20 protein-coding genes are annotated in these 21,561 nt (G+C 30.2%); 6 read left to right on the top strand and 14 right to left on the bottom strand.

Features of this window, described 5'->3' with window-relative positions:
• Positions 1–13: 13 nt before the first annotated feature.
• Positions 14–1,093 (bottom strand): replication initiation protein, encoded by a 1,080-nt coding sequence (locus Q0O83_RS08310; protein WP_294096123.1) that lies wholly within the window; start codon positions 1,091–1,093, stop codon positions 14–16.
• Between the two features lie 226 nt (positions 1,094–1,319).
• Between Q0O83_RS08310 and Q0O83_RS08305 the strand changes: the two genes are divergently transcribed.
• The 3 genes from Q0O83_RS08305 to Q0O83_RS08295 are packed head-to-tail and all read left to right on the top strand — an operon-like array spanning position 1,320 to position 4,407.
• On the top strand, positions 1,320–1,625 hold the full coding sequence (locus Q0O83_RS08305) for a PTS sugar transporter subunit IIB (protein WP_294096121.1): 306 nt from the start codon (positions 1,320–1,322) through the stop codon (positions 1,623–1,625).
• 14 nt (positions 1,626–1,639) lie between these two features.
• Positions 1,640–3,001: a PTS cellobiose transporter subunit IIC gene (gene celB / locus Q0O83_RS08300; protein WP_294096119.1), complete on the top strand. Its 1,362-nt coding sequence runs from the start codon at positions 1,640–1,642 to the stop codon at positions 2,999–3,001.
• A 59-nt stretch (positions 3,002–3,060) separates the two neighbouring features.
• The gene (locus tag Q0O83_RS08295) at positions 3,061–4,407 is read left to right on the top strand and encodes a 6-phospho-beta-glucosidase (RefSeq protein ID WP_294096117.1); all 1,347 of its coding nucleotides are present in this window, start codon (positions 3,061–3,063) and stop codon (positions 4,405–4,407) included.
• Between the two features lie 81 nt (positions 4,408–4,488).
• Here the strand turns inward: Q0O83_RS08295 and Q0O83_RS08290 are convergent, their stop codons facing one another.
• Together Q0O83_RS08290 and Q0O83_RS08285 are read right to left on the bottom strand one after the other, a co-directional pair.
• Positions 4,489–4,866 carry a hypothetical protein gene (locus Q0O83_RS08290; RefSeq protein WP_294096113.1) on the bottom strand — a complete coding sequence of 126 codons (378 nt, stop codon included), beginning with the start codon at positions 4,864–4,866 and terminating at the stop codon, positions 4,489–4,491.
• 5 nt (positions 4,867–4,871) lie between these two features.
• Complete coding sequence (locus tag Q0O83_RS08285) at positions 4,872–6,305, bottom strand: Sau3AI family type II restriction endonuclease (protein ID WP_294096112.1); 1,434 nt, start codon at positions 6,303–6,305, stop codon at positions 4,872–4,874.
• Between the two features lie 117 nt (positions 6,306–6,422).
• Between Q0O83_RS08285 and dcm the strand changes: the two genes are divergently transcribed.
• Positions 6,423–7,646: a DNA (cytosine-5-)-methyltransferase gene (gene dcm, locus Q0O83_RS08280; RefSeq protein ID WP_294096111.1), complete on the top strand. Its 1,224-nt coding sequence runs from the start codon at positions 6,423–6,425 to the stop codon at positions 7,644–7,646.
• 60 nt (positions 7,647–7,706) lie between these two features.
• Here the strand turns inward: dcm and Q0O83_RS08275 are convergent, their stop codons facing one another.
• On the bottom strand, positions 7,707–8,354 hold the full coding sequence (locus Q0O83_RS08275) for a MutH/Sau3AI family endonuclease (RefSeq protein ID WP_294096110.1): 648 nt from the start codon (positions 8,352–8,354) through the stop codon (positions 7,707–7,709).
• 166 nt (positions 8,355–8,520) lie between these two features.
• Between Q0O83_RS08275 and Q0O83_RS08270 the strand changes: the two genes are divergently transcribed.
• Complete coding sequence (locus tag Q0O83_RS08270) at positions 8,521–9,072, top strand: flavodoxin family protein (RefSeq protein WP_294096108.1); 552 nt, start codon at positions 8,521–8,523, stop codon at positions 9,070–9,072.
• 50 nt (positions 9,073–9,122) lie between these two features.
• Here the strand turns inward: Q0O83_RS08270 and Q0O83_RS08265 are convergent, their stop codons facing one another.
• The 4 genes from Q0O83_RS08265 to Q0O83_RS08250 form a co-directional block, all read right to left on the bottom strand.
• Positions 9,123–10,340 (bottom strand): AarF/ABC1/UbiB kinase family protein, encoded by a 1,218-nt coding sequence (locus Q0O83_RS08265; RefSeq protein WP_294096105.1) that lies wholly within the window; start codon positions 10,338–10,340, stop codon positions 9,123–9,125.
• Between the two features lie 71 nt (positions 10,341–10,411).
• Positions 10,412–11,812, bottom strand: coding sequence for a glucuronate isomerase (gene uxaC, locus Q0O83_RS08260; protein ID WP_294096103.1), 1,401 nt, complete (start codon positions 11,810–11,812; stop codon positions 10,412–10,414).
• Between the two features lie 30 nt (positions 11,813–11,842).
• On the bottom strand, positions 11,843–13,333 hold the full coding sequence (locus Q0O83_RS08255; protein WP_294096101.1) for an altronate dehydratase family protein: 1,491 nt from the start codon (positions 13,331–13,333) through the stop codon (positions 11,843–11,845).
• Entirely contained in the window at positions 13,333–14,769 is a 1,437-nt protein-coding gene (locus Q0O83_RS08250; RefSeq protein WP_294096099.1) for a tagaturonate reductase, read from the bottom strand. Before Q0O83_RS08250 ends, Q0O83_RS08255 begins: the two co-directional genes overlap by 1 nt.
• A 196-nt stretch (positions 14,770–14,965) precedes the next feature.
• Here Q0O83_RS08250 and Q0O83_RS08245 point away from each other — a divergent pair, with 196 nt between their 5' ends.
• A complete protein-coding gene (locus tag Q0O83_RS08245) occupies positions 14,966–15,607 on the top strand; it encodes a GntR family transcriptional regulator (protein WP_294096096.1) in 642 nt (213 codons plus the stop codon).
• Between the two features lie 50 nt (positions 15,608–15,657).
• Here the strand turns inward: Q0O83_RS08245 and kduD are convergent, their stop codons facing one another.
• The 6 genes from kduD to Q0O83_RS08215 form a co-directional block, all read right to left on the bottom strand.
• Entirely contained in the window at positions 15,658–16,419 is a 762-nt protein-coding gene (kduD, locus tag Q0O83_RS08240) for a 2-dehydro-3-deoxy-D-gluconate 5-dehydrogenase KduD (protein WP_294096094.1), read from the bottom strand.
• 65 nt (positions 16,420–16,484) lie between these two features.
• Positions 16,485–17,321 (bottom strand): 5-dehydro-4-deoxy-D-glucuronate isomerase, encoded by an 837-nt coding sequence (gene kduI, locus Q0O83_RS08235; RefSeq protein ID WP_294096092.1) that lies wholly within the window; start codon positions 17,319–17,321, stop codon positions 16,485–16,487.
• 32 nt (positions 17,322–17,353) lie between these two features.
• Positions 17,354–18,025, bottom strand: a complete 672-nt coding sequence (locus Q0O83_RS08230; RefSeq protein WP_294096091.1) for a GntR family transcriptional regulator — start codon at positions 18,023–18,025, stop codon at positions 17,354–17,356.
• A gap of 185 nt (positions 18,026–18,210) precedes the next feature.
• A complete protein-coding gene (locus Q0O83_RS08225; protein WP_294096090.1) occupies positions 18,211–19,560 on the bottom strand; it encodes a 6-phospho-beta-glucosidase in 1,350 nt (449 codons plus the stop codon).
• A gap of 52 nt (positions 19,561–19,612) precedes the next feature.
• Positions 19,613–20,944: a PTS transporter subunit EIIC gene (locus tag Q0O83_RS08220; RefSeq protein ID WP_047382910.1), complete on the bottom strand. Its 1,332-nt coding sequence runs from the start codon at positions 20,942–20,944 to the stop codon at positions 19,613–19,615.
• A 15-nt stretch (positions 20,945–20,959) separates the two neighbouring features.
• The gene (locus Q0O83_RS08215; RefSeq protein ID WP_047395018.1) at positions 20,960–21,274 is read right to left on the bottom strand and encodes a PTS sugar transporter subunit IIB; all 315 of its coding nucleotides are present in this window, start codon (positions 21,272–21,274) and stop codon (positions 20,960–20,962) included.
• Between the last annotated feature and the right edge of the window lie 287 nt (positions 21,275–21,561).

The raw sequence follows: 21,561 nt of genomic DNA, 5'->3' as shown, positions 1-21,561 counted from the left end.
ATGAACATCCTTTCTATTTTCTATACTTTAAATAAATATCTATTTTCGAGTTTCCAGCAGGATTAAATAGAAGCTCTAACTTCAAATTCTCACTTATAATTTCTAATGGTTTTTCGGGTTTAATTGAAAATAACTGTTTTGCTAAATTTGTATTATAATCCAATGTACTTATCTCTGGAAAATTAAGAGGATGAATCTCTCTATGTACAATTTTTCTAAAAACATCTATATTTTGAGCTTCGATTTCACTGCTTTTTAACAAAACATAAAACTCTCCAATTTTATCACATAAAACCCCTTCTAATAAACTATCAAAATTTAGTCCATACTTCTTTTTATTTTTTATAGTGAATAATACCTTAGCTTTTACATAGTCATAATTATGTAAACTCATAGCATCAAACAATAGATAAGCTACCTTTTTTTTATCTACTATATGATTCTTATATAATTTTAAAAATAACTTTGTATATATTTTCAATGTTTCAACTTTAGAGTTTTGAATATTAAATACTATACTCCAATTCTCCTCTATCTTTTTTACTGTAAATCCTATATTAAAATCTGTATTTTTATTTATATCCTCAATTAATGGAGTTAATACAAATCTTTTTAAATCATACAATCTCGAGTAACTTTCAATTGATATCAGTTCCTTAAATTTTTCCACGTCAATCTCTAATGTATTTTTTAAAATATTTGTTTTTAACACTTTATAAAAAAATTCAATTGAAAATATATTTTTTAAAAACAGTGCTTCTCTTAATGAGTATTTAAAAACTTTTTCTTTATTTATTAAATAGTCTACAAACTCTGAATTTAAGCTAACCTTAAATGAATCCTTTTGAAAAATTATACAATTAAAAAATGGACAATAAATCTTTTCTTTATCTTGCTCTATAAAAAATACCCCTTTTTTACCAAGCCTTTCTATAAAATTTTTCTTACAATTTCTCAATTTAGGTATCTCAATCTCATCTAAAAAAAACTCTAGCTTCTCTTTTTTTAAGTACTTCTCTATTAAAAGTTTTAAAATTATCTTTTCCTCTTTTAATAGTTGTGACGAAAATTCCAAAAAATATTTATTTTTCATAAAAATTTCACACTCTCCCCTTTTTAAAAATAACGAAAATCGTTATCTCTCTTTTTCAATAGTGTACTTTTTTGTATTTATCACTAAATTTTATCACTTTTTTCTATATTTTTATACAATTAAAGCGAAAAACAGAGACTTTAGTTCGAAATTTGACATTATTTTTTAGATATCGTATCATTGTGACAATAAGACGTCAAATAAATTTTTTAGGAGGTTTAACTTTATGAAAAAAATATTACTATTATGTGCTGCTGGAATGTCAACGAGCTTACTTGTTACAAAAATGAAAAACTCTGCTAAAGAGAAAGGAATCAAAGTAGAAATCGAAGCCTGCCCTGTAGAAAAATTTACAGATAAATTACCTATATATGATATCTTTCTTTTAGGGCCTCAAGTTAGATTTAAGCAAGATGAACTTAATTTAATCGCTAAAGAACACAACAAACGAGTAGAAGTTATAAACATGATGGACTACGGAACTATGAATGGAAAAAAAGTTCTTGAAGATGCATTAAATCACTTAAAATAATTGGAGGTATATCTATGGCAGCAATGGATCGTTTAAATAATATTTTAGAAAAACATTTTTTACCTATAGCTATGAAAATTTCATCACAAACACATATTCAATCTGTTAGAGATGGACTTACTTTATCAATGCCACTACTTATTGTTGGATCTATATTTTTAATTTTTGGTTTTTTACCTATCCCAGGTTACCCAGAATTTATGAGCAGTGTATTTGGACCACTTTGGAAAGCTAGAATTTTATATCCAGTACAAGTTACTTTTGATATTATGGCTTTATTTATTGCTATTGGAGTTGCTTATAGACTAGCTGAAAGAAGAAAGGTTGACCCTTTATCTTGTGCCGCTATATCTTTAACTGCATTCCTACTTTTAACTCCATTTAATATTGCTCATAAATATAGCGATATTGTTTTAAATGTTAAAGGAATTGATTTAGATTTAATTGGAAGTAAAGGAATTTTCGTGGCTATTTTAACTGGTCTTTCTACTACTGAAATTGTTAAATTTGCAGTAGAAAAGAATTTAGTTATCAAAATGCCTGATTCTGTTCCTCCTGCTGTTAGTAAATCTTTCTCTGCTATTATTCCAGCTATGCTAGTTATATTATCTGGTTTAACTTTAAGAATTATTTTTGAAGTTACACCGTTTGATCATATTCATAACTTTATTATAGCTATAATTGGAAAGCCGCTAACTATTCTAGGTGGGTCTTTCATTGGAACATTCTTAGCTGTACTTGCAGCACAGCTACTTTGGTCAATGGGATTACACGGTCCTAATATTGTCGGTTCTGTTATGACTCCAATTTGGTTGGGAATGATGGATCAAAATAGAATCGCTTTCCAAGCTGGAGAAGCTATTCCTAATATCTCTGGAAGTACTTTTGTATTCTTAGCATCTAAATTAGGTGGCTCTGGAATGACATTAGGTTTAACTTTCTTTATGGCATTCTTTGCAAAAAGTAAGCAACTTAAAGAGATAGGAAAGATGTCTTTCGGCCCAGGTATATTTAACATCAATGAACCAATTATTTTTGGTACGCCAATTGTTATGAATCCTATCTTAATTATTCCTTTTATCGTTGCACCTTTAGTTACTACAACTATAACGTATTTCGGAATGAAATTTGGATTTATTGCTCTTACAAATGGAATTAACGTTCCTTGGACTTTACCCGCTCCTATCTATGGTTTCTTAGTTACTGGTGGACATATTTCTGGAGCTGTTATTGGAACTGTTGTTGTCCTTATATCTTGTGTTATTTACTATCCATTCTTTAAAATATATGATGCTCAAAAAGTAAAAGAGGAATGGTCTTTTGAACAAGAAGCAAAAAAGGATGAAGAAGAGATTGGAGAGTTTGAAACAATTTAAAAATTGAAGATATTAATTGAAATCTATAAAATAAAAAAATAAAACTTGGAGGAAATATTATGGATAAGAGATTAAAAATAGTTACAATTGGTGGGGGATCATCATATACTCCTGAAATTATTGAAGGTTTTATTAAAAGATATAAAGAGTTACCTGTTAGTGAGCTTTGGCTAGTAGATATTGAAGAGGGTAAAGAAAAATTAGAGATTGTTGGAAATTTAGCTAAAAGAATGGTTGAACAAGCTGGATTAAAAGGTAAATTTGATATCCACCTTACTTTAGATAGAAGAGAAGCTTTAAAAGATGCTGATTTCGTTACAACTCAATTCAGAGTTGGACTTTTAGAAGCTAGAATCAGAGATGAAAGAATTCCTTTAAGATATGGAATGATTGGGCAAGAAACAAATGGAGCTGGTGGATTTACTAAAGCTTTAAGAACAATTCCTGTAATTTTAGATATTTGTAAAGACATAACTGAACTTTGTCCTAACGCTTGGCTTGTTAACTTCACTAATCCTAGTGGAATGGTTACTGAAGCTGTTATAAAATATTATCCAAATATCAAAATAGCTGGTCTTTGTAATGTTCCTATCGGAGTTAGAAAATCTGTAGTTGACGCATTAAAAGCTAAAGATGAAGAGGTTGAACTAATCTGTGGAGGATTAAATCACTTCTTCTGGGGAAGAAAAGTTTTACACAATGGTGTAGATAAAACTAAAGAAGCTGTAGCTGGAGTTTTAGCTGATATCGAAAACACTCCTGCAAACCTAAGAACAAAAGAGCCTTGGTTAAAAGATCAAATTATGGATTTAGGTATGATTCCTTGTGGATACCATAGATATTACTATATGACTGATGAGATGTTAAGAGCACAGGTTGCAGATATTAAATCTGGAAAAGGAACTAGAGGAGAGCAAGTTAAAGTTGTTGAAAATGAGTTATTCGAATTATATAAAGACCCTAACTTAAATATTAAACCTAAACAGTTAGAGCAAAGAGGTGGACAGTATTATTCTGATGCTGCTTGTGAGTTAATTAACTCTATTTATAATGATAAAGGTACTGTAATTGTTGTTTCAACTAAAAATAATGGTGTTATTGATTGCTTACCTGATAACTGTGCTGTTGAAGTTACTGCTAGAGTTTATAGAGATGGTATCAAGCCATTCCCTCAAGATCCTATGCCTGTTGAAGCTAGAGGAATCTTACAGCTTATGAAATCATTTGAAGAGATGACTATAGAAGCTGCTGTTACTGGAAATTATGGAAAAGCTTTACACGCTTTAACTTTAAATCCTCTTGTTAATAGTGGTAATCAAGTAAAAACAATGTTTGACGAAATCATTAGAGAAAACTGGGATTTCCTTCCTCAGTTCCACCACGCTATATCTAGATATAAGTATTAATTTAAAAAGGGCTATTATTTCAATAGCCCTTTTCACTTTTTATTAACTTTTTTAACGTAGAAGCATCTGTTGTTAATCACTCTAATTCAATATTTCATTCAATGGTTGTTTTTGTTTTATATAAATCTCTTTTCTAAATTCTTTTAACTCAAAATATTCTTTCATTACTCTTAATTCTATTTTTTGACGCTCGAATATATTTTTATCTAAAATTAATACTCCTCTTTCTAAAAATTCATTTTGTATTACTGTTAATAAATCTATAAAATTGAAAACCTTTATCTCCTTAGAAGTCTTACTTTTCAAATCATTTTCAAGAAACTTTATTATAGATTTTTTAATTTTACCATCTAGTAAAACTGCAATAAACAACTTACCTTTAGCTTCCAATAAATATATTGATATAATTTTTAGACTACATAATTTTTTTTCAATTATCTTAAGTAAAATATCAATCATAATCTTTACTCCTTTGAATCAACAACTTCTTTCTTTATATATTCTGCATTAAGCCAAAAAGATTGTTTTGACATTTTTCTTCCGTCTGGTAGAGGATAGGTATCACTACTATCTTTAGCATGTGGTCTAACATGACCAACACCATTAAAAGAGCTACTTGGCAAATTATTAAAATTTCTTGCTCCTCTTTTTTCTATTATAACGCCTTCAGAAATAACTTTTTTAGTTTCATTCCATAACTCTTCCATTTTATCTAACCCCATTGACGGAACTCCCCAAAGTTTAACTTTTTTTAACTTCAAATATTTTCTTTGCTCAAAGCTATCTAAATCTTTAAACTGTTTTTTAGTTTCGGTTGTTATCTCATAAACTACAAAGAAAAACTTATTCTCAACAAGATAATTAAACAGTTGAGATTCTTCCCATTCTGCTTCACCAACTAAATCTAAAAATTTGAATGTTGGAAAAGATATATTTTCTAATGGTAGACCATTTTTATCTGTTCTTATAGTTTTTAATGTTACCCCTGCTTTTTTAAATTCTTCTATTTTTTTACTTTCAACGCCCAAAATTTTATTCGAAAGTAGAAAATAATAATTCTTTGACAAATTATCTTTTGTATAATCTACCTCCATGCCAAACTGCTCTTCTATTTCATAAGCTGTTTTTCCTATAAACGGTTGGAATATATTTTCCAAAGTACTCTCTAATGTTTGATTCTTCGCTTTTATTGATGTTAAAAGTTTTGATTTTTTTTGTAATAATTCCTCGTAAACCATATCCATGTATGACCGTTTAAAAGAAAATGCTCTTTGCTTTGCTAACTCTTCTGAAAACGGTTGAATTCTTTTTGAATTTGCATTTGCTCCTTTTGTACAAGCACCTAAATACAATGTATCTCCTTCTGAAATCTCATGAGCTTTTCCAGCTTTAATTTTATTAACAATAGTGTTCCAATCTTGTTCTATAATTTCTAAATCTTTTTCATTAGGTTCCCATAAACTAACCAAATCAAAGATATATTCTAAATTAGCTTTATCTTTTTTCCAAATATAAAAACAAAATAAAATTTTAAAAGCTTTCTCTCTTAAACTATTGTTTTCCCAAGACTCTTCCGCTAATTTATAATAATCAATCATTGTTAATACTGTTCTTTCTTTCATCGAAAGACCTTTTTTCTCTCTTAAAGATTTAGAACTTTTTTTCTTTGTTATCTCTTTCAAAGGTGTAACTTTTAATTCTATGCCAGCTTCTGAAAAATCAGCTATCTGAAGATTGTTATTATCTATTTTAAAATAGCTTTCTTCTACTATTTTATTAAATCCACCCTTGTCAGAACCTTTAGATATTTTATTAATTTGAAAATCTTTTAGGCATTTTCCTTCTAATCTCTTTCCGTATTTTTCAATTGAATTCGAACATTTTTTATCAAATAACATGCTATCCCCCTATGTTTTATATTTAAGTATTTTCCACTTAAAAAGCTTGATCTTTTCACAAAAATATTATACAATATTATTAGATAATATAAAATTTTAATTTAGAGAGGATTTAAAATGGAAAAGAAAATAGTAGAACTTTTTGCAGGAGTTGGAGGGTTTAGAATCGGTTTTGAAGAAGCAAATCCTGATTGGGAAACAGTTTTTGCAAGTCAATGGGAACCAGGAAAGAAAAACCAGTTTGCTTTTAACTGCTATAAAGAGCATTTCGAAAATAAAGGAGGAGTTACTAAATTTAGTAACTGTGATATATCTACAGTTCCGACATCAGAAATTCCTGATTGTACTGTTTTAGTTGGTGGATTCCCTTGCCAAGATTACTCAGTAGCAAGTACTGGAGCACAAGGAATCGCAGGAAAAAAAGGAGTTCTTTGGTGGGAAATAGAAAGAATTTTAAAAGATAAAGAACCAGCTTTTATACTACTTGAAAATGTGGATAGACTTTTAAAATCTCCTTCAAAACAAAGAGGAAGAGATTTTGGAGTTATCCTAGCGTGTTTAAATAATTTAGGTTATAGCGTTGAGTGGAGAGTTATAAATGCAGCTGAATATGGATTTGTTCAAAGAAGAAAAAGAATCTTTATATTTGCATTTAAAAACACTACTAAATATCATCAAGCTATAGCAAAAAAAGATATCTCTAGAATAGCATATTTCGATGGAATTTTTGCTAAAAGATTCCACGTAAAAAGAGATAAAGATTTAAATAAAATTAATGAAACAGAGATAACTATATCAAATGATATTCAAGATGTTTCTGATAACTTCAAATATGAGTTTGAAAATACTGGTATGATGATAAATGGAAAAATATATACTGCTAAAACTGAGCCTGGGACTCCTGTTCAAGAGGCAGTTGTTTTAGGAGATGTATTAGAAGGTGGCGTTGCTACTAAATATTATATCGATGGAAACGATATGCCTAAGTGGGAATATATGAAAGGTCCTAAGGCTATTCCTAGAAAGTCTAAAGATGGACATGAGTATATGTTCCGTGAGGGTGGAATAGCGTTCCCAGATCCACTAGATAGACCAGCAAGAACTATGCTGACGAGTGAAGCTAGTAAAAATAGAAGTACTCATATTATTCAAGACCCTGAAACAGGTAGACTTAGAAAGCTTACACCTCTTGAGTGTGAAAGAATCAATGGTTTCCCTGACAAATGGACAAACACAGGATTAACAGATTCTAATAGATATTTCTGTATGGGAAATGCCCTTGTAGTAAATGTTGTTAAAGAGCTAGCTGATGAGATTGGACACATAATTGATTGTGAGTAACATTTAATAAAATCAATCGCTATTTGAAATCAAATAGCGATTGATTTTAAATTAATATACTCATCTATTTATTAATTTTTTTATAAATGATTTTTTTAAATAAAAAGCATAATTTTTATCCGAAAGTTTTATATCTAAATGTTTTGAATAAACCTCATGATATTTTTTTGTTTTTTTGCCCTTTGAATCTTTACTTCTTATTTGCAAGTAATTATTTGGTCCACTTGTTGTTTTTATTTTTTTACTTGTTTTTATTTTCGAAATAATAAAATCATAATCTTCTTCTAATTCTTTTTGAAATTTTTTACTTTTAAATAAAGTTACATTTTTTACAAACCACTCAAAGGGAACTAACCCTTTTTTTTCTTTAACTTTAATCACAGGAACAAGCAAAAGATTTGAAATTTTTGATCCTAATAAAGATTTTGAGAATGAACTCTCTAAATAATCATCAACATTATTAGATGATATAATTGTTAATGCTATTGTTTCTTTAGGTACAATTTTTGTATTTTTTAACTCACATTTATGTGATTTTAATTCTCCATCTTCAAAATCTAAATGATGATTTCCAGATTTTAATCCAATTTTTGTTTCTAGCAATTGGCCTGCTCTTCCCTTATTCAATAATTCACAGTCTAAATTTAACATTCCAAATGTTTTATTTTCAAGTTTTTTTAATTTTTTATAACCCTCTTTTAACTTCATTATCTCCTCCTTTTTTACATCCAAACACCTAGAATAGACAATAGTCTAAATCATTTCAAATGTCAATACAGAAAAGTAGATGATTAATATTAAAGCTCAAAAAAATCTCTTGCCTTATAGCCAACTCTAAGTTGTATACTATGGTATCTTATTTTAGGAGGTTGAAATGGAAAAAATACTATTTTTAAATGGAAGTCCAAGATTAAAAGGAAATACTCGTTTTGCTCTAAAAACTTTAGAGGAACAAATTGATAAAACAAAGAGTGAAGTTGAATTTATTGATGTTACGAAGTTCAACGTAGCTGGCTGCATAGCTTGTGATTCTTGCAAAAGAAACGGTGGAAAGTGTTTTATGAACGATAATACTAACGAGTTAGTTCAAAAGATTGTTGATGCAGATACTCTTATTTTTGGTTCACCTGTATACTGGTGGGGAATCTCAGCTCAACTTAAAGCCTTAATCGACAAGATGTATTCAAAAGCCCACGACACTGAATTGACTGATAAGAAAAAAAGAGTTGGACTTATCTCTGTTGGTGCTGACGAAATCGGTGCTGAACAATATAAAATTATCTCTTCTCAGTTCAGATGTATCTGCGAATACCTTGGATGGGAGTTCTTTATTGATGAGGCTATCTCAGCTCATAACCCGAACGACTTATCAGCTCAAAATGAAACTCTATCTCTTTTAAAAGAGCTTGGAGAATCACTTAACTAATAATTTTTAATAAACAAAGTGGCTATTCAAATCATCGAATAGCCACCTTTTTAATTCAACTCATTTTTTAATAACTCTGTAAACTCTCTTATATCATCCATTAAATTAACTTCTGGATTACATTTCAAAACCATACCATCTAAATACATAAGACTTTTAATAACATGAAACATCCCCTCTTCAAACTCCATCCCAGAATTTATAGATAACTTTATCGTCTCCATCATACGTTTTGTTAAGCTCACATCTGAAACACTGCTATCTTTAAAATCACTGTAAAGAGCTTTAAATTTTTCTAAGAACTTTTCAAAATCTTTCTGATTCAACCTCTTCTCCGACATCTCATTTAAATAAAAAGCTGATTTATCATAATCATATCTTGAAAGATAGTAGAAAAATCCAAATAATCCTTTTCTCAGTTTAGACTTTACTTTGCCTATAGTTGAGCAATCAATTAAAGTTATCTCACCATTTTCATTTAAAATAATATTTCCAGGATGTAAATCTCCATGAAAAACACCTAGTTTAAACATAAAAAATGTATGATATTTAAAAAGCTTCAATAACTCAGAATATTTCAATCTTCCCTCTTTCAGAAGTGAATTAAAACTTTCTCCCTCTATAAACTTAGAGACAATAACCCTTTCACAACATAAAGATTCCACAAAACTTGAAAAATATAGGTCTTTCAAATCGAATTTTTCGCTATTTTCACTTTTTAATCTTCTAAGGTAATTAGCACCTTCCACCTCATTTAAAAAATGAAGTTCTTTTAGAGTTCCCTCCTCTATGTTTTCTAAAACTTCTAAAGGATTAAAAACTTTTTTCAATTTTGGATAGAAAAATAGTAAAATATTCGCTATTCTTTTAGCATTTTCTATATCTTTTAAAAAGCTCTCTTTAAAATTCTCCTTTCGAATTTTTATAGCTACTTTTTTACCTTCTTTATCATTACCTCTTAAATATCCAATGTGAACTTGACCTATAGAAGCCGACGAAAATGGTAAGTTTTCATAAGATTCTAAAGCATCTAAAATCCACTCATCTTTATTAATTGCTAAGTCTATCTCTCGCTTTTGAGCACTATAACTATACTCGTATAGTTTAGATAGATACACACAAGTTTTCTCATCTATAAAATCAGCTCTCAAAGCATAGTATTGAGATATTTTTACAGCTAATAATCCCATTTCCTCTATCTCTTCTAATTTAGGTGGTTTATTTCTATGAATTTTATATATCAGTCTTATCAATTTTAAACTTTTCATTTTCTTCTCCTCTCTCCTATTCTATCTTTATTATACAAAAAAAGAGAGGTTAAACCTCTCTTTCAGCTCTCTTATTTTGTAATATAATTATTTATATTGTTGTAACATATATTTTGAACCATTTTCCCTAACTTTTCAATATCGTTTGGAACCTCTCCATTTTCAACCCACTCAGCTAGTAGGTTACAAAGGATTCTTCTGAAATATTCATGTCTTGTATAAGATAGGAAACTTCTTGAATCTGTTAACATCCCAACAAATCTTGAAAGTAAACCTAAGTTAGCTAAAGCCGTCATCTGCTTTATCATTCCATCCTTTTGGTCTAAGAACCACCATCCAGATCCTAATTGAATCTTACCTGGGATTCCCCCTCCTTGGAAACAACCAATTAGAGTTCCTAAAGTCTCATTTTCTCTAGGATTTAAGTTATATAAAATAGTTTTTGGTAACTCATCTGTATCATCTAAAGTATCTAAGAAGTGAGATAACGCCTGTACAAATACGTCATCAGCTATACAATCAAACCCTGTATCAGGACCTAATTTTTTATACATTCTAGTTGAGTTATTTCTGATAGTTCCCATATGAAGCTGCATTATCCAACCTCTTTTGTTATACTCTTTTCCTAAGAATAACATTATAGCTGTTTTAAACATCTTAACTTCATTTTCTGTTAACTCTTCACCAGATAATCTCTTTTTAAATACATTCTCTACTTCCTCATCAGTTCCTAATAAAAATACAATTGGATCTAATGCGTGGTCAGAAACTCTACATCCAACCTCATGGAAAAACTCTACTCTCTCAGCTAAAGCCGATTTGAACTCCGCCACTGTATCTATTCTCTTTCCATGTAATACTTCTAATGTTTGAAGCCAAGGTATGAAATCCTCTTTATCAATTCTAACACCTTTGTCAGGTCTAAACGTTGGATTTACAACTACATCAAAACTAACATCTTTTTTTATAGCTATATGATACTCTAAAGAATCGATTGGATCATCTGTTGTACAAATAGCTTTTACATTTGCTCTTTTTATTAAAGATCTTGCTGTAAACTCATCTTTTGCTAACATCTCATTTGTCTTTTCCCAAATCTCTTCAGCTGTTTCTTTCGAAAGAATCGTATCTATTCCAAAGAATCTTTTAAGCTCTAAGTGTGTCCAATGGAAAAGTGGATTTCCATAACACTCATCTATCGTTTCAGCCCATTTTAAGAACTTTTCCTTATCCTCTTTAGCTCCAGTAATGTATTCCTCATCAACACCATTACTTCTCATAGCTCTCCATTTGTAGTGATCTCCACCTAACCAAATCTCAGTTATTGATCTATATTTTTTATCCTCGAAAATCTCTTTTGGATTTAAATGACAGTGATAATCATAAATTGGCATATCTTTTGCATAGTCATGATATAACGTTTTAGCTATATCATTAGTTAATAAAAAATCTTCACACATAAATTGTTTCATATTTTTCCATCTCCCATTTTAAATTAATCTTTATAAAGTAACCCCGGATTTAAATATCGCAATCTCTTGGAACCTATTTAATTCATTGTTTACTTTTTTCCCATTTATTACTTCAACTATGTAGTCTATAAATTCATTTAGTAGCTCATCCATAGTTATATCCTCTGATACCAATCTTCCTGCATCAAAGTCTATCCATCTTTTCTTTTTATTATATAACTCACTATTTGTAGATATTTTAACTGTTGGAACATATCCACCATATGGATTTCCTCTTCCCGTTGTGAATAAAACCATATGACAGTTTGCTGCTGCTAGGGCTGTTGTTGCAACTAAATCATTTCCTGGAGCACTTAGTAAATTTAACCCCTTAACTTTTAAAGTCTCTCCATATCTAATTACATCTACAACCTCTGACTTTCCAGATTTTTGAGTACAACCTAGTGATTTATCCTCTAAAGTTGTAATCCCGCCCTTTTTATTTCCAGGAGATGGATTCTCATATATCTCTTGGTCATTTTTTATAAAATACTCTTTGAAATCATTTATCAAAGAAACACATCTTTTAAAGACATCCTCATTCTTACATCTTTTCATAAGTAGCGTTTCTGCTCCAAACATCTCTGGAACTTCCGTTAAAACTGTAGTTCCACCTTGAGATACAATATAATCTGAAAACTCTCCTAACATAGGATTTGCAGTTATTCCAGATAACCCATCTGAACCTCCACACTCTAATCCAAAGTTTATCTCTCCTAAATTAGCCTCTTCTCTTTTATCATTTAACATATTTTCATAAAGTTTTAGAAGGATATTTTTCCCCTCTTCTACCTCATCCTCTACATCTTGAGAAACTAAGAATTTAACTCTATCAGTGTCATACTCTCCTAAAGTTTTTTGAAACTCAGCAACCTGATTGTTTTCACATCCTAAACCTAAAACTAATACTCCACCTGCGTTTGGATGTTTAACTGTATTTTGAAGTATCGTTCTTGTATTTAAATGATCCTCTCCTAATTGAGAGCATCCATAGTTATGTGTTAAAACATTTATATTGTCGATTTTTAAATCTCCAATCTCTCTCATAAGATCCTCTTTTATACGCTGAGCTATTCCATTCACACAACCTACTGTTGGAATTATCCAGAGCTCATTTCTGATTCCCACATCACCATTTTTTCTTTTATATACATTGATTTTTCTCTCAGATGTCTTTAAAATTTTTTCACAAAACTCAGGAGAATAGCTGTAGTTATTCAAATCTTTCAAATTTGTTTTAGTGTTGTGAGTGTGTATCCACTCTCCCATTTTTATATCTGAAAGGGCATGACCAATTGGCATTCCATACTTTATTACATCTTCATTTTGAGCAATATCTTGAAGGGCAATTTTATGCCCTTTCAATACATCCTCTAATATTGTAATCTCTTTATCTTCTAAAAGTATTTTCTCATCTTTTAAATAATCTCTTAAAACTATTAAAACATTATCTCTTTCATTTATTTTTATAAACTCTTTCATTATTTAACCTCTTTTAAAGCTTTTGCAACTCCAACCTTGTCTATATTTTCTAAGTATTTAGCTACTAAATCAGTCATACCCTCTACTGCATTTAAATCAGTATCCCAGTGACTCTCTAATCCTAATACTGCTTTTACAATCTCATTGTAGTTATTAGTCATCCATAACTCTTTATACATATCTAGGTGATGTTTATCATCTCTTAATTGAATAGCATCTCCATTCTCTCTAACTCCTTTATAGAATCTGATCAGTGCAGCTAATGAGAATAACAATTTTTTAGATAACTTCCCTGTTCTGTTATTTAACTCTAAAACTTGCGGTAAAATTCTAGATTTATATTTTGCCATTGAGTTTAATGAGATATCCATTAACATATGTTTTACATATGGGTTTTTGAATCTGTTTATAACAGCATCTTTAAACTCCTCTAACTCCTTTTTATCCATATCTAAAGCTGGAATAATCTCCTCATCGATAGCTGATTCGATAAACTTTCTTAAATCCTCATTTTCCATAGCTTCTCTTACTGTATCTATTCCATATAAATAAGCCACTGGAACCATCGCAGTATGAGCACCATTTAAAATTCCAACTTTTCTCATTTTATATGGTTTTAAATCATCAACTATTAGGATATTTAAATTTAATCCCTCTAATTTTAACTCTTTAGTTAATATATCTTTTGGTCCTTGAATTACAAATAGATAGAAGTATTCTCCAGTCGTTATAAAGTTGTCAGAGTATCCTAACTCTTTTTCTAACTCCTCTTTTTCTCCTCTTGGATATCCAGTTACTATTCTATCAACTAGTGTAGAACACCAGATATTTCCATTGATTAACCAGTTTGTAAACTCCTCTCCTAAGTTCCAAAGTTCAGCATATTTTAAAACAACTCTTTTTAACTCTTCGCCGTTATAGTCAATTAACTCACACGGTAGTAAGATAAATCCTTTTGTCATATCTCCATTGAAAACAGTGAATCTTTCATGAAGTAGTCTTGTTAGTTTTGCTGGGAATGTAGCTTGTGGTTCATCGTCATATTTATCTTCTGAACTGAAAGTGATTCCAGCTTCTGTAGTATTTGAAACGATAAATCTCATATCCTCGTTATGAGCTAACTCTAAATACTCTTTAAAGTTTTTGTAGATAGGAATCTCTCTATTGATTGATGAGATAACTGTGTAATCTTTTACAACTTGTCCACTTTCGTTTATTCCTCTGATTATTGCTGTATAAAGTCCATCTTGAGTATCTAATAAAGGAACTGCATCAAAATCGATTGGCCTTACTACTGCAACACCTGCATTTAAATCTGTATTTTTATTGATTATATCTAATTGCCAGTCAAAGAAACATCTTAAAAAATTTCCCTCTCCAAATTGAATTACCTTTTCCGAATATTTAGGTAAATTTAGCTCTTTTCTTGTTAACATAACTCTCTCCTTTTTTGTGATATATCACTATTATATTACGAGTATATTATATTTTGTAGGAAAAATCAAGTTTTTTTAATAAAAAATAATCTCTATTTAATTTTTTCGTTCTTAAAAAGAACAATTTTTGTTTGTTATTGGTTTTTTATAAAAAATATTATATAATATATTTATAAAAAAATAGGGAGTTATATTTATGAAAAGTTTAAAAGAGAAGGCTTACGAAGAGATTAAAGAATTGATTATTTCTGGTAAACTAAAAACGAATGAACGAATTGATGAAGATTTTTTATCTAAGTCACTACAAGTTAGTCGTACTCCTGTTAGAGAAGCTATCAACAAACTCGAACAAGAGGGATGGATTAGTATCGTTCCTAGAAAAGGGATGTTTGTTAAAAATATTTCAATAAAAGAGATTAATGATATTTTTCAAGTTAGAAGTAACTTAGAACCTCTTATTCTTAAAATGGCTTTTTACAAAATTGATAAAAATTATCTTTTAGGTTTAAAAAACAAATTTTTAGAGTTTACAAACAAGGAGATTTTAACATCTGAGGAGAAACAAAACCTTGATAACTTAGATAATGAGCTACACATTTTTATCCTTAAAAACTGTGCCAATGACTATATTATCAAAATGATGGAAAATGTTTACGAGCATAATATGAGAATTAGAAATCTAAGTCCTCAACCTCCTGTTAGAAGATTCGAGGCAATAAAAGAGCATATGAATATCATCGATTTTATTTTAAATGACAATTTAGATGATGCTATTGAAGAGTTGAAAAATCACAATTTAAAAGCTAAAGAAGGTTTCTTCTACAGCTTAATTGATTAATTGAAAACAAAATTAAACAAAAAAGGACCGTAAGGTCCTTTTTAATTATACTATCTTACTAACCATCCACCGTCTATAGCTAAGATGTGTCCGTTTATATAATCTGCTGCTTTTGATGATAAAAATACTGCTCCTCCAACTAAGTCAGAAGTTTGTCCCCATCTTCCAGCTGGTATTCTTCCTAAAATCTCTTCATTTCTCTTTTGGTCAGCTCTGATTGGTGCTGTATTTGCTGTTTCGATATATCCAGGTGCAATCGCATTTACTTGGATATTTTCTACTGCTAACTCATTTGCAAAAGCTTTAGTTAACCCTGCAACCCCATGCTTACTTGCAGTATAAGATGGTACAAACTTTCCACCTTGGAACGACAGCATAGATGCGATATTTATTATCTTTCCTCCACCTTGCTTTTTCATCTCAATAGCTGCCATTTTACTTAAATAGTAGATTGATGATAAATTTAAGTCGATAACTTGTTGCCAATCTGAGTTAGGCCCCTCTAATAGTGGTGATCTTTTTATTGTTCCAGCGTTATTTACTAAAATATCAATTTTTCCAAAAGCTTCGATACATTTAGATACAGCTTCCATAGCTACGTTTTCTTTTGATAAATCCCCAGTTGCATAAGCTACCTTTCTTCCAAGTGCTTCAACCTCTTTTATCATATTTTCCATATTATCTCCGTTATATGTAAAGATAAATAGATCTGCTCCAGCTGCTGCTAACCCCATTGCAAGTGCATTTCCAATTCCTACATTTCCACCAGTTACCATAGCAACTTTTCCTTCTAAATTAAACATATTTAACATTTTTCCCTCCTAAATTAACCTAACGATGTCGTATAATCTTTTTATTTTTTTATTTAATTATTATCTTACTTGATTTCGTTCATTGGAACGTGATCCATATCTGTGAACGTTTGGTTTTCTCCAGCCATTCCCCAGATAAATGTGTAATTTTTAGTTCCTACACCTGAATGGATTGACCAAGATGGTGATATTACAGCTTGCTCATTAGCCATTACAATGTGACGAGTTTCGTTTGGTTGTCCCATTAAATGGAATACTCTTGAGTTCTCATCCATATCGAAATAGAAGTAAACTTCCATTCTTCTTTCATGAGTGTGACAAGGCATTGTGTTCCACATGTTGTTTGGATCAAGCTCAGTCATTCCCATTACAAGTTGACACGACTTACATACAGCTGGATGAACATATTGGAATATAGTTCTCTTATTTGAGTTTTCTAAATCTCCTAATTGAACTTTATTAGCTGTTGTTCTATCTATCTTTACGATTGGATATGTCACATGTGCTGGTGATGAGTTGATATAGAACTTTGCTGGGTTCTCTTTAGAATTAGAAGTAAACGTTAACTCTTTGCTTCCCATACCTACATATAATCCATCTTTTGCTTCCATATTGTATTCAACACCGTCGATAACCAGTTTTCCAGCTCCTCCAACGTTGATTATTCCTAACTCTCTTCTCTCTAAGAAGAATTCAGAACCTAACTCTTTACACCCCTCTAATTTTACTTCAGTTTCTATTGGCATAATTCCACCCGCGATTACTCTATCTACATGAGAGTACACAAGATTAACTTCATCAGCAATGAAAACTGTTTCCATTAAATAGTGCTTTCTTAACTCCTCTGTAGTATAGTGCTTTGAATCCTCTGGATGATTTGCATATCTTACATCTAATTTCATTTTTACACTCCCTTTTATCTCTTGATTTTATCTTATTTTGTATTGAAATAATGTGAAAATTCCCCATTTATTAACTCTTGTAATCTATTTATTCCACTGTTAAGGTGAGCTTTTATAACCTTTTCAATTTTCTTAACATTTTTTTCCTTTATTATTTCTACTAACATTTTATGATCCTCATAAATAGCATCAAAATTTCTAACCCCAATAATATCTAGCATTTTGAATCTTTTATAATGAATCTGAGCTTTTTCTATTTGCTCCCAAACAAATAGTTTATTTGTTGCTGCAAACCAAGCTTTATGGAATTCACAATCCAATTCATAGAACTCTTTTGGTTCAAACTCTCTTTTTAATAGTAACTCTTGAAGTTTTAAATTGTACTCCATCTGAGCTATAAATCTATCATCTAAAATCTCTATTACATCTTTTATAACTTGTAACTCTATCACTATTCTCATATAGATACTTTGTTTTATTATATCCATATCTAATAAACTAACATAGCTTGATTTGAATGGAACACTTTCAATTAAACCAGCTGAATTTAACTTACTCAAAATATCTCTACTTGGAGTTCTTGAAACTCCATATTTTGTACTTATCTCCTGCTCTGTTATAATTTGACCAGGTTTATACTCTAAATTCATTATTTTTTCTTTTAACTCTTCATATATATTCTCTGTATTATTTTTTGTCGACATTTTTTACTCCTCAGTAATCTTTATTAATAAAACAATCTTTATGATTGTATACGATTTTAAATTTAGTATACAATCAACATAGGGATTTGTCAATTATTTTTTAAATTTTCAAATGATATTTTTTCAAACTTTGTTCGGTTTTAGTTTTTTTTAAACAAAAAAAGAGTGGTTCCCCACTCTTTAAATTAATATTTATATCTATCTATTGCATTGTGGAACTTAGGTAAGTAGTCCCAGTTCTCTCTAATTATCTCATCTAAAATAGTTTTTGCAACTGCTCCACTTGTAACCAACGGATTTATTGTTAGAGCTTGAAGTGCTTTTCCATAGTTTCCTGTAACAGCAGCTTCTATTGTCAATTGCTCAAAGTTTTTCATAAGTTGTAAAATCCCTCTAGCTTCTAATGGCATAGGCTTTTGTGGGAACGGCTTAACTCCATCCTTATACACTTTTGCAGATACCTCTACTGCACATCCTTCTGGTAAACAATCAATTAGACCATTCTCATTTTTAGTTGAAACAACTATAACTGTTCCTTTATCATTGTATATTGAATTTATCAACTCACAAGCTGCATCAGAGTAGTATTGCCCTCCTCTTTGCTCTAACTGTTTTGGTTTAACATTTAGCTCAGGGTCTTTATATAATTCAAATAGCTCGTTTTCTACTTTTTTAACTTGCTCTCCTCTTGTTCCTTTTCCACTTCTTATCTCTTCTAATTGATCCGCTAACATCTCATCTGTTAAATAGTAATATTTATGATATGCACAAGGAATCATTCCTAAATCCATAATTTGCTCTCTAATCCAAGGTTTTCCATGTCTTAAGTTCGCTGGTAGGTTTTCAATATCTGTAAGTATCTTTCCTAACGCTTCCTCTGTTCTATCTACTCCATTATGTAAAACTTGTCTTCCCCAGAAGAAGTGATTTAATCCTCCACATACTAACTCTATCTCTTCATCTGGAACTCCTAATGCATCAGTTACAGATTTTCTAACTCCAATAGGTACATTACAAAGTCCTGCTACCTTTATATTAGGATAGTATTTTAAAACTGATTCTGTTACCATTCCACTTGGATTTGTAAAGTTTACTAACCACGCATCTGGACAAAGCTCTGTCATATCTTGACAAATATCTAAAATTACAGGAATTGTTCTTAAAGCTTTAGCAAACCCTCCAGCTCCATTTGTTTCTTGTCCTATCATTCCATATCTTAAAGGAATTCTTTCATCTCTTATTCTAGCTTGTAATAATCCTACTCTGAATTGTGTTGTAACAAAGTCTGCATCTTTTAAAGCTTCTCTTCTATCAAGAGTCAAATGTACTGACATCTTATCAGCTAATCCAGCTTGTTGAACCATTCTTTTTGCTAAATTTCCAACAATCTCTAATTTTTCTTTTCCATCCTCTATATCAACTAACCAAAGCTCTTTTATTGGTAGTTCATTGTATCTTTTTATAAAACCTTCAACTATCTCTGGAGTGTATGATGATCCCCCACCAATTGTAACTATTTTTACTGGCTTTTTCATAATTTTGTTCCTCCTATGTTTTAAATTCTATATTTTATATTTAACTTTTTAATTATAACTCACTTAATAATGATTCTAAGCTTTCCTCTTTTTCAACTTCATTTTCAGATGCAGCTAATTGAGCATCATAGATTTTAAAGAACGGATAAAATACTACTACTGATAACAAAATACTAAATACTCCTAACAAAGCTGTTGAAACAGAGAATCCTGCTGCTAAAAATCCTGCAATTACTGGTGGCGTTGTCCACGGAATAACTGTGAATGGAATCTTAACTATATCCCACTTCATTAAGAACCAACTTACTAAAGTTATAAGTAAAGGATTTAAAATAAATGGAATCATAAGTAGTGGATTCATCACTATAGGTGTTCCAAATATTACTGGTTCATTTATATTAAATAACGATGGCGTTATTGATAACTTTCCAACCTCTTTTAACTGCTTCGAACGAGCTCTAAACAGCATTAGAAGTACAAATCCAATCGTAGCTCCACTTCCTCCAAGTTTCATAGTCATATCTGCAAAAACTCCACTTGATATAATATATCCGTTTGAGTATATGTTATCAATTCCTGCTGCTGCTAAAGAAGCATTATGCATAGTGTTTTCCAACCAAATTGGATCCATTATTCCCCCAACTATTGTTGCACCGTGAATTCCAGCACACCATAGTATAGTTGTTATTAGTACAACAACAATCTGTCCAGGTAAAGATGTACTAGCAAATCTTAAAGGTGTTCCAACTAAAATAGTTATCATGTCATGGAAGTTTCCAAAGTTTGTATTTACTACAACTGCTGTTATTATTCCCCAGAAACTTATTACAATAACTCCTGGAATAAGCGACATAAATGTTTTTGAAATTGCTGGTGGTACACTTTCAGGCAGAGTTATTACAAAACCTCTTTTTATAATTTTTGTTACCATCTCAACACTGATTAAAGCTATAATAACCCCTGCAAAAAGACTTTTAGCGCCTAAATATCCCATATCTATCTTTCCATCCACAGCTGTTGGAATCATCGTCACAATAAAACTCGCAACTGCTATTATTCCATTTGATAGTGCCATCTCAGGCATTCCAAATCCAATTGTCATTCTATACGCAACTGAAAGAGCTGCAACTAATCCAATTATTCCAAAACAAGCTGTAGATATGTATGAGAAATATCTTCCCATTCCACTCGCTTCTATAAGCTGACTATAACCTGGAATTGGTAAGAAGTTTAAAATTAAAAATAGTGAACCTACTATAGTTAATGGCATTGTTGCTACAACCCCATCTTTTATTGCTACTACATGTCTTTGAGCTGCAACTTTATTAGCTACTGGAACAAAGTATTTATTTAAAAAGTTATTAAATTTTTCAAATATCTTCATATGTACACTCCCTTTCTATTTTTTAAACTCTTTTATTGCTAATATGGCATCTTTTAATACTCCAAGACCGTCCATCATTCCATATTTTTGAGTATTTATTGTAAGAACTGGAAATCTTCCATTTGCTAATCCTATCATCTTTTCCTCTAAAAATTTAATTTGTGGACCTAGTAAAAGTATATTTATATCATTGAAATGATCTGGTGCTTGCATCTCTGGAACTGCTTTTATTTCAGCTTCTAATTTATGCTCAGCTGCTATCTTTTTCATTTTGTTAACCAATAAACTTGTTGACATTCCTGCGTTACATGCTAGTAAAATTTTAATCATAACTCTTTACCTCCAAATATTTTTTATATTTCTATTCGCATATTTTGTTCTGTTCTTGCTATTAAGATACCACTTAATTACATTTTTTGTCAACTTTGTAAAAATTAGCTTTGTTTTTCGTCTATTTTAGCTTATAATATTTTCAAGAAATCAAAATAAATATCTCTTTTTCGTTTGTTTAACTTTTTTTCTAGAAAAAAATATTTAAAAAATTTAATTTTTTTTTAAAAATGGAGGCATTTAACAGTTGAAATAAATTTATAAAATTCAAAAATAAGTTTTGACTT

Origin of the sequence: uncultured Cetobacterium sp., from assembly GCF_945952365.1 — a bacterium.
GTDB lineage: Bacteria > Fusobacteriota > Fusobacteriia > Fusobacteriales > Fusobacteriaceae > Cetobacterium_A.
This window is presented reverse-complemented; position numbering and strand designations above follow the sequence as displayed.

Coding starts and splice junctions, on each gene's coding strand:
- Q0O83_RS08310 (WP_294096123.1), bottom strand. CDS start 1,093: ATGAAAAATAAATATTTTTTGGAATTTTCGTCACAACTATTAAAAGAG.
- Q0O83_RS08305 (WP_294096121.1), top strand. CDS start 1,320: ATGAAAAAAATATTACTATTATGTGCTGCTGGAATGTCAACGAGCTTA.
- celB (WP_294096119.1), top strand. CDS start 1,640: ATGGCAGCAATGGATCGTTTAAATAATATTTTAGAAAAACATTTTTTA.
- Q0O83_RS08295 (WP_294096117.1), top strand. CDS start 3,061: ATGGATAAGAGATTAAAAATAGTTACAATTGGTGGGGGATCATCATAT.
- Q0O83_RS08290 (WP_294096113.1), bottom strand. CDS start 4,866: ATGATTGATATTTTACTTAAGATAATTGAAAAAAAATTATGTAGTCTA.
- Q0O83_RS08285 (WP_294096112.1), bottom strand. CDS start 6,305: ATGTTATTTGATAAAAAATGTTCGAATTCAATTGAAAAATACGGAAAG.
- dcm (WP_294096111.1), top strand. CDS start 6,423: ATGGAAAAGAAAATAGTAGAACTTTTTGCAGGAGTTGGAGGGTTTAGA.
- Q0O83_RS08275 (WP_294096110.1), bottom strand. CDS start 8,354: ATGAAGTTAAAAGAGGGTTATAAAAAATTAAAAAAACTTGAAAATAAA.
- Q0O83_RS08270 (WP_294096108.1), top strand. CDS start 8,521: ATGGAAAAAATACTATTTTTAAATGGAAGTCCAAGATTAAAAGGAAAT.
- Q0O83_RS08265 (WP_294096105.1), bottom strand. CDS start 10,340: ATGAAAAGTTTAAAATTGATAAGACTGATATATAAAATTCATAGAAAT.
- uxaC (WP_294096103.1), bottom strand. CDS start 11,812: ATGAAACAATTTATGTGTGAAGATTTTTTATTAACTAATGATATAGCT.
- Q0O83_RS08255 (WP_294096101.1), bottom strand. CDS start 13,333: ATGAAAGAGTTTATAAAAATAAATGAAAGAGATAATGTTTTAATAGTT.
- Q0O83_RS08250 (WP_294096099.1), bottom strand. CDS start 14,769: ATGTTAACAAGAAAAGAGCTAAATTTACCTAAATATTCGGAAAAGGTA.
- Q0O83_RS08245 (WP_294096096.1), top strand. CDS start 14,966: ATGAAAAGTTTAAAAGAGAAGGCTTACGAAGAGATTAAAGAATTGATT.
- kduD (WP_294096094.1), bottom strand. CDS start 16,419: ATGTTAAATATGTTTAATTTAGAAGGAAAAGTTGCTATGGTAACTGGT.
- kduI (WP_294096092.1), bottom strand. CDS start 17,321: ATGAAATTAGATGTAAGATATGCAAATCATCCAGAGGATTCAAAGCAC.
- Q0O83_RS08230 (WP_294096091.1), bottom strand. CDS start 18,025: ATGTCGACAAAAAATAATACAGAGAATATATATGAAGAGTTAAAAGAA.
- Q0O83_RS08225 (WP_294096090.1), bottom strand. CDS start 19,560: ATGAAAAAGCCAGTAAAAATAGTTACAATTGGTGGGGGATCATCATAC.
- Q0O83_RS08220 (WP_047382910.1), bottom strand. CDS start 20,944: ATGAAGATATTTGAAAAATTTAATAACTTTTTAAATAAATACTTTGTT.
- Q0O83_RS08215 (WP_047395018.1), bottom strand. CDS start 21,274: ATGATTAAAATTTTACTAGCATGTAACGCAGGAATGTCAACAAGTTTA.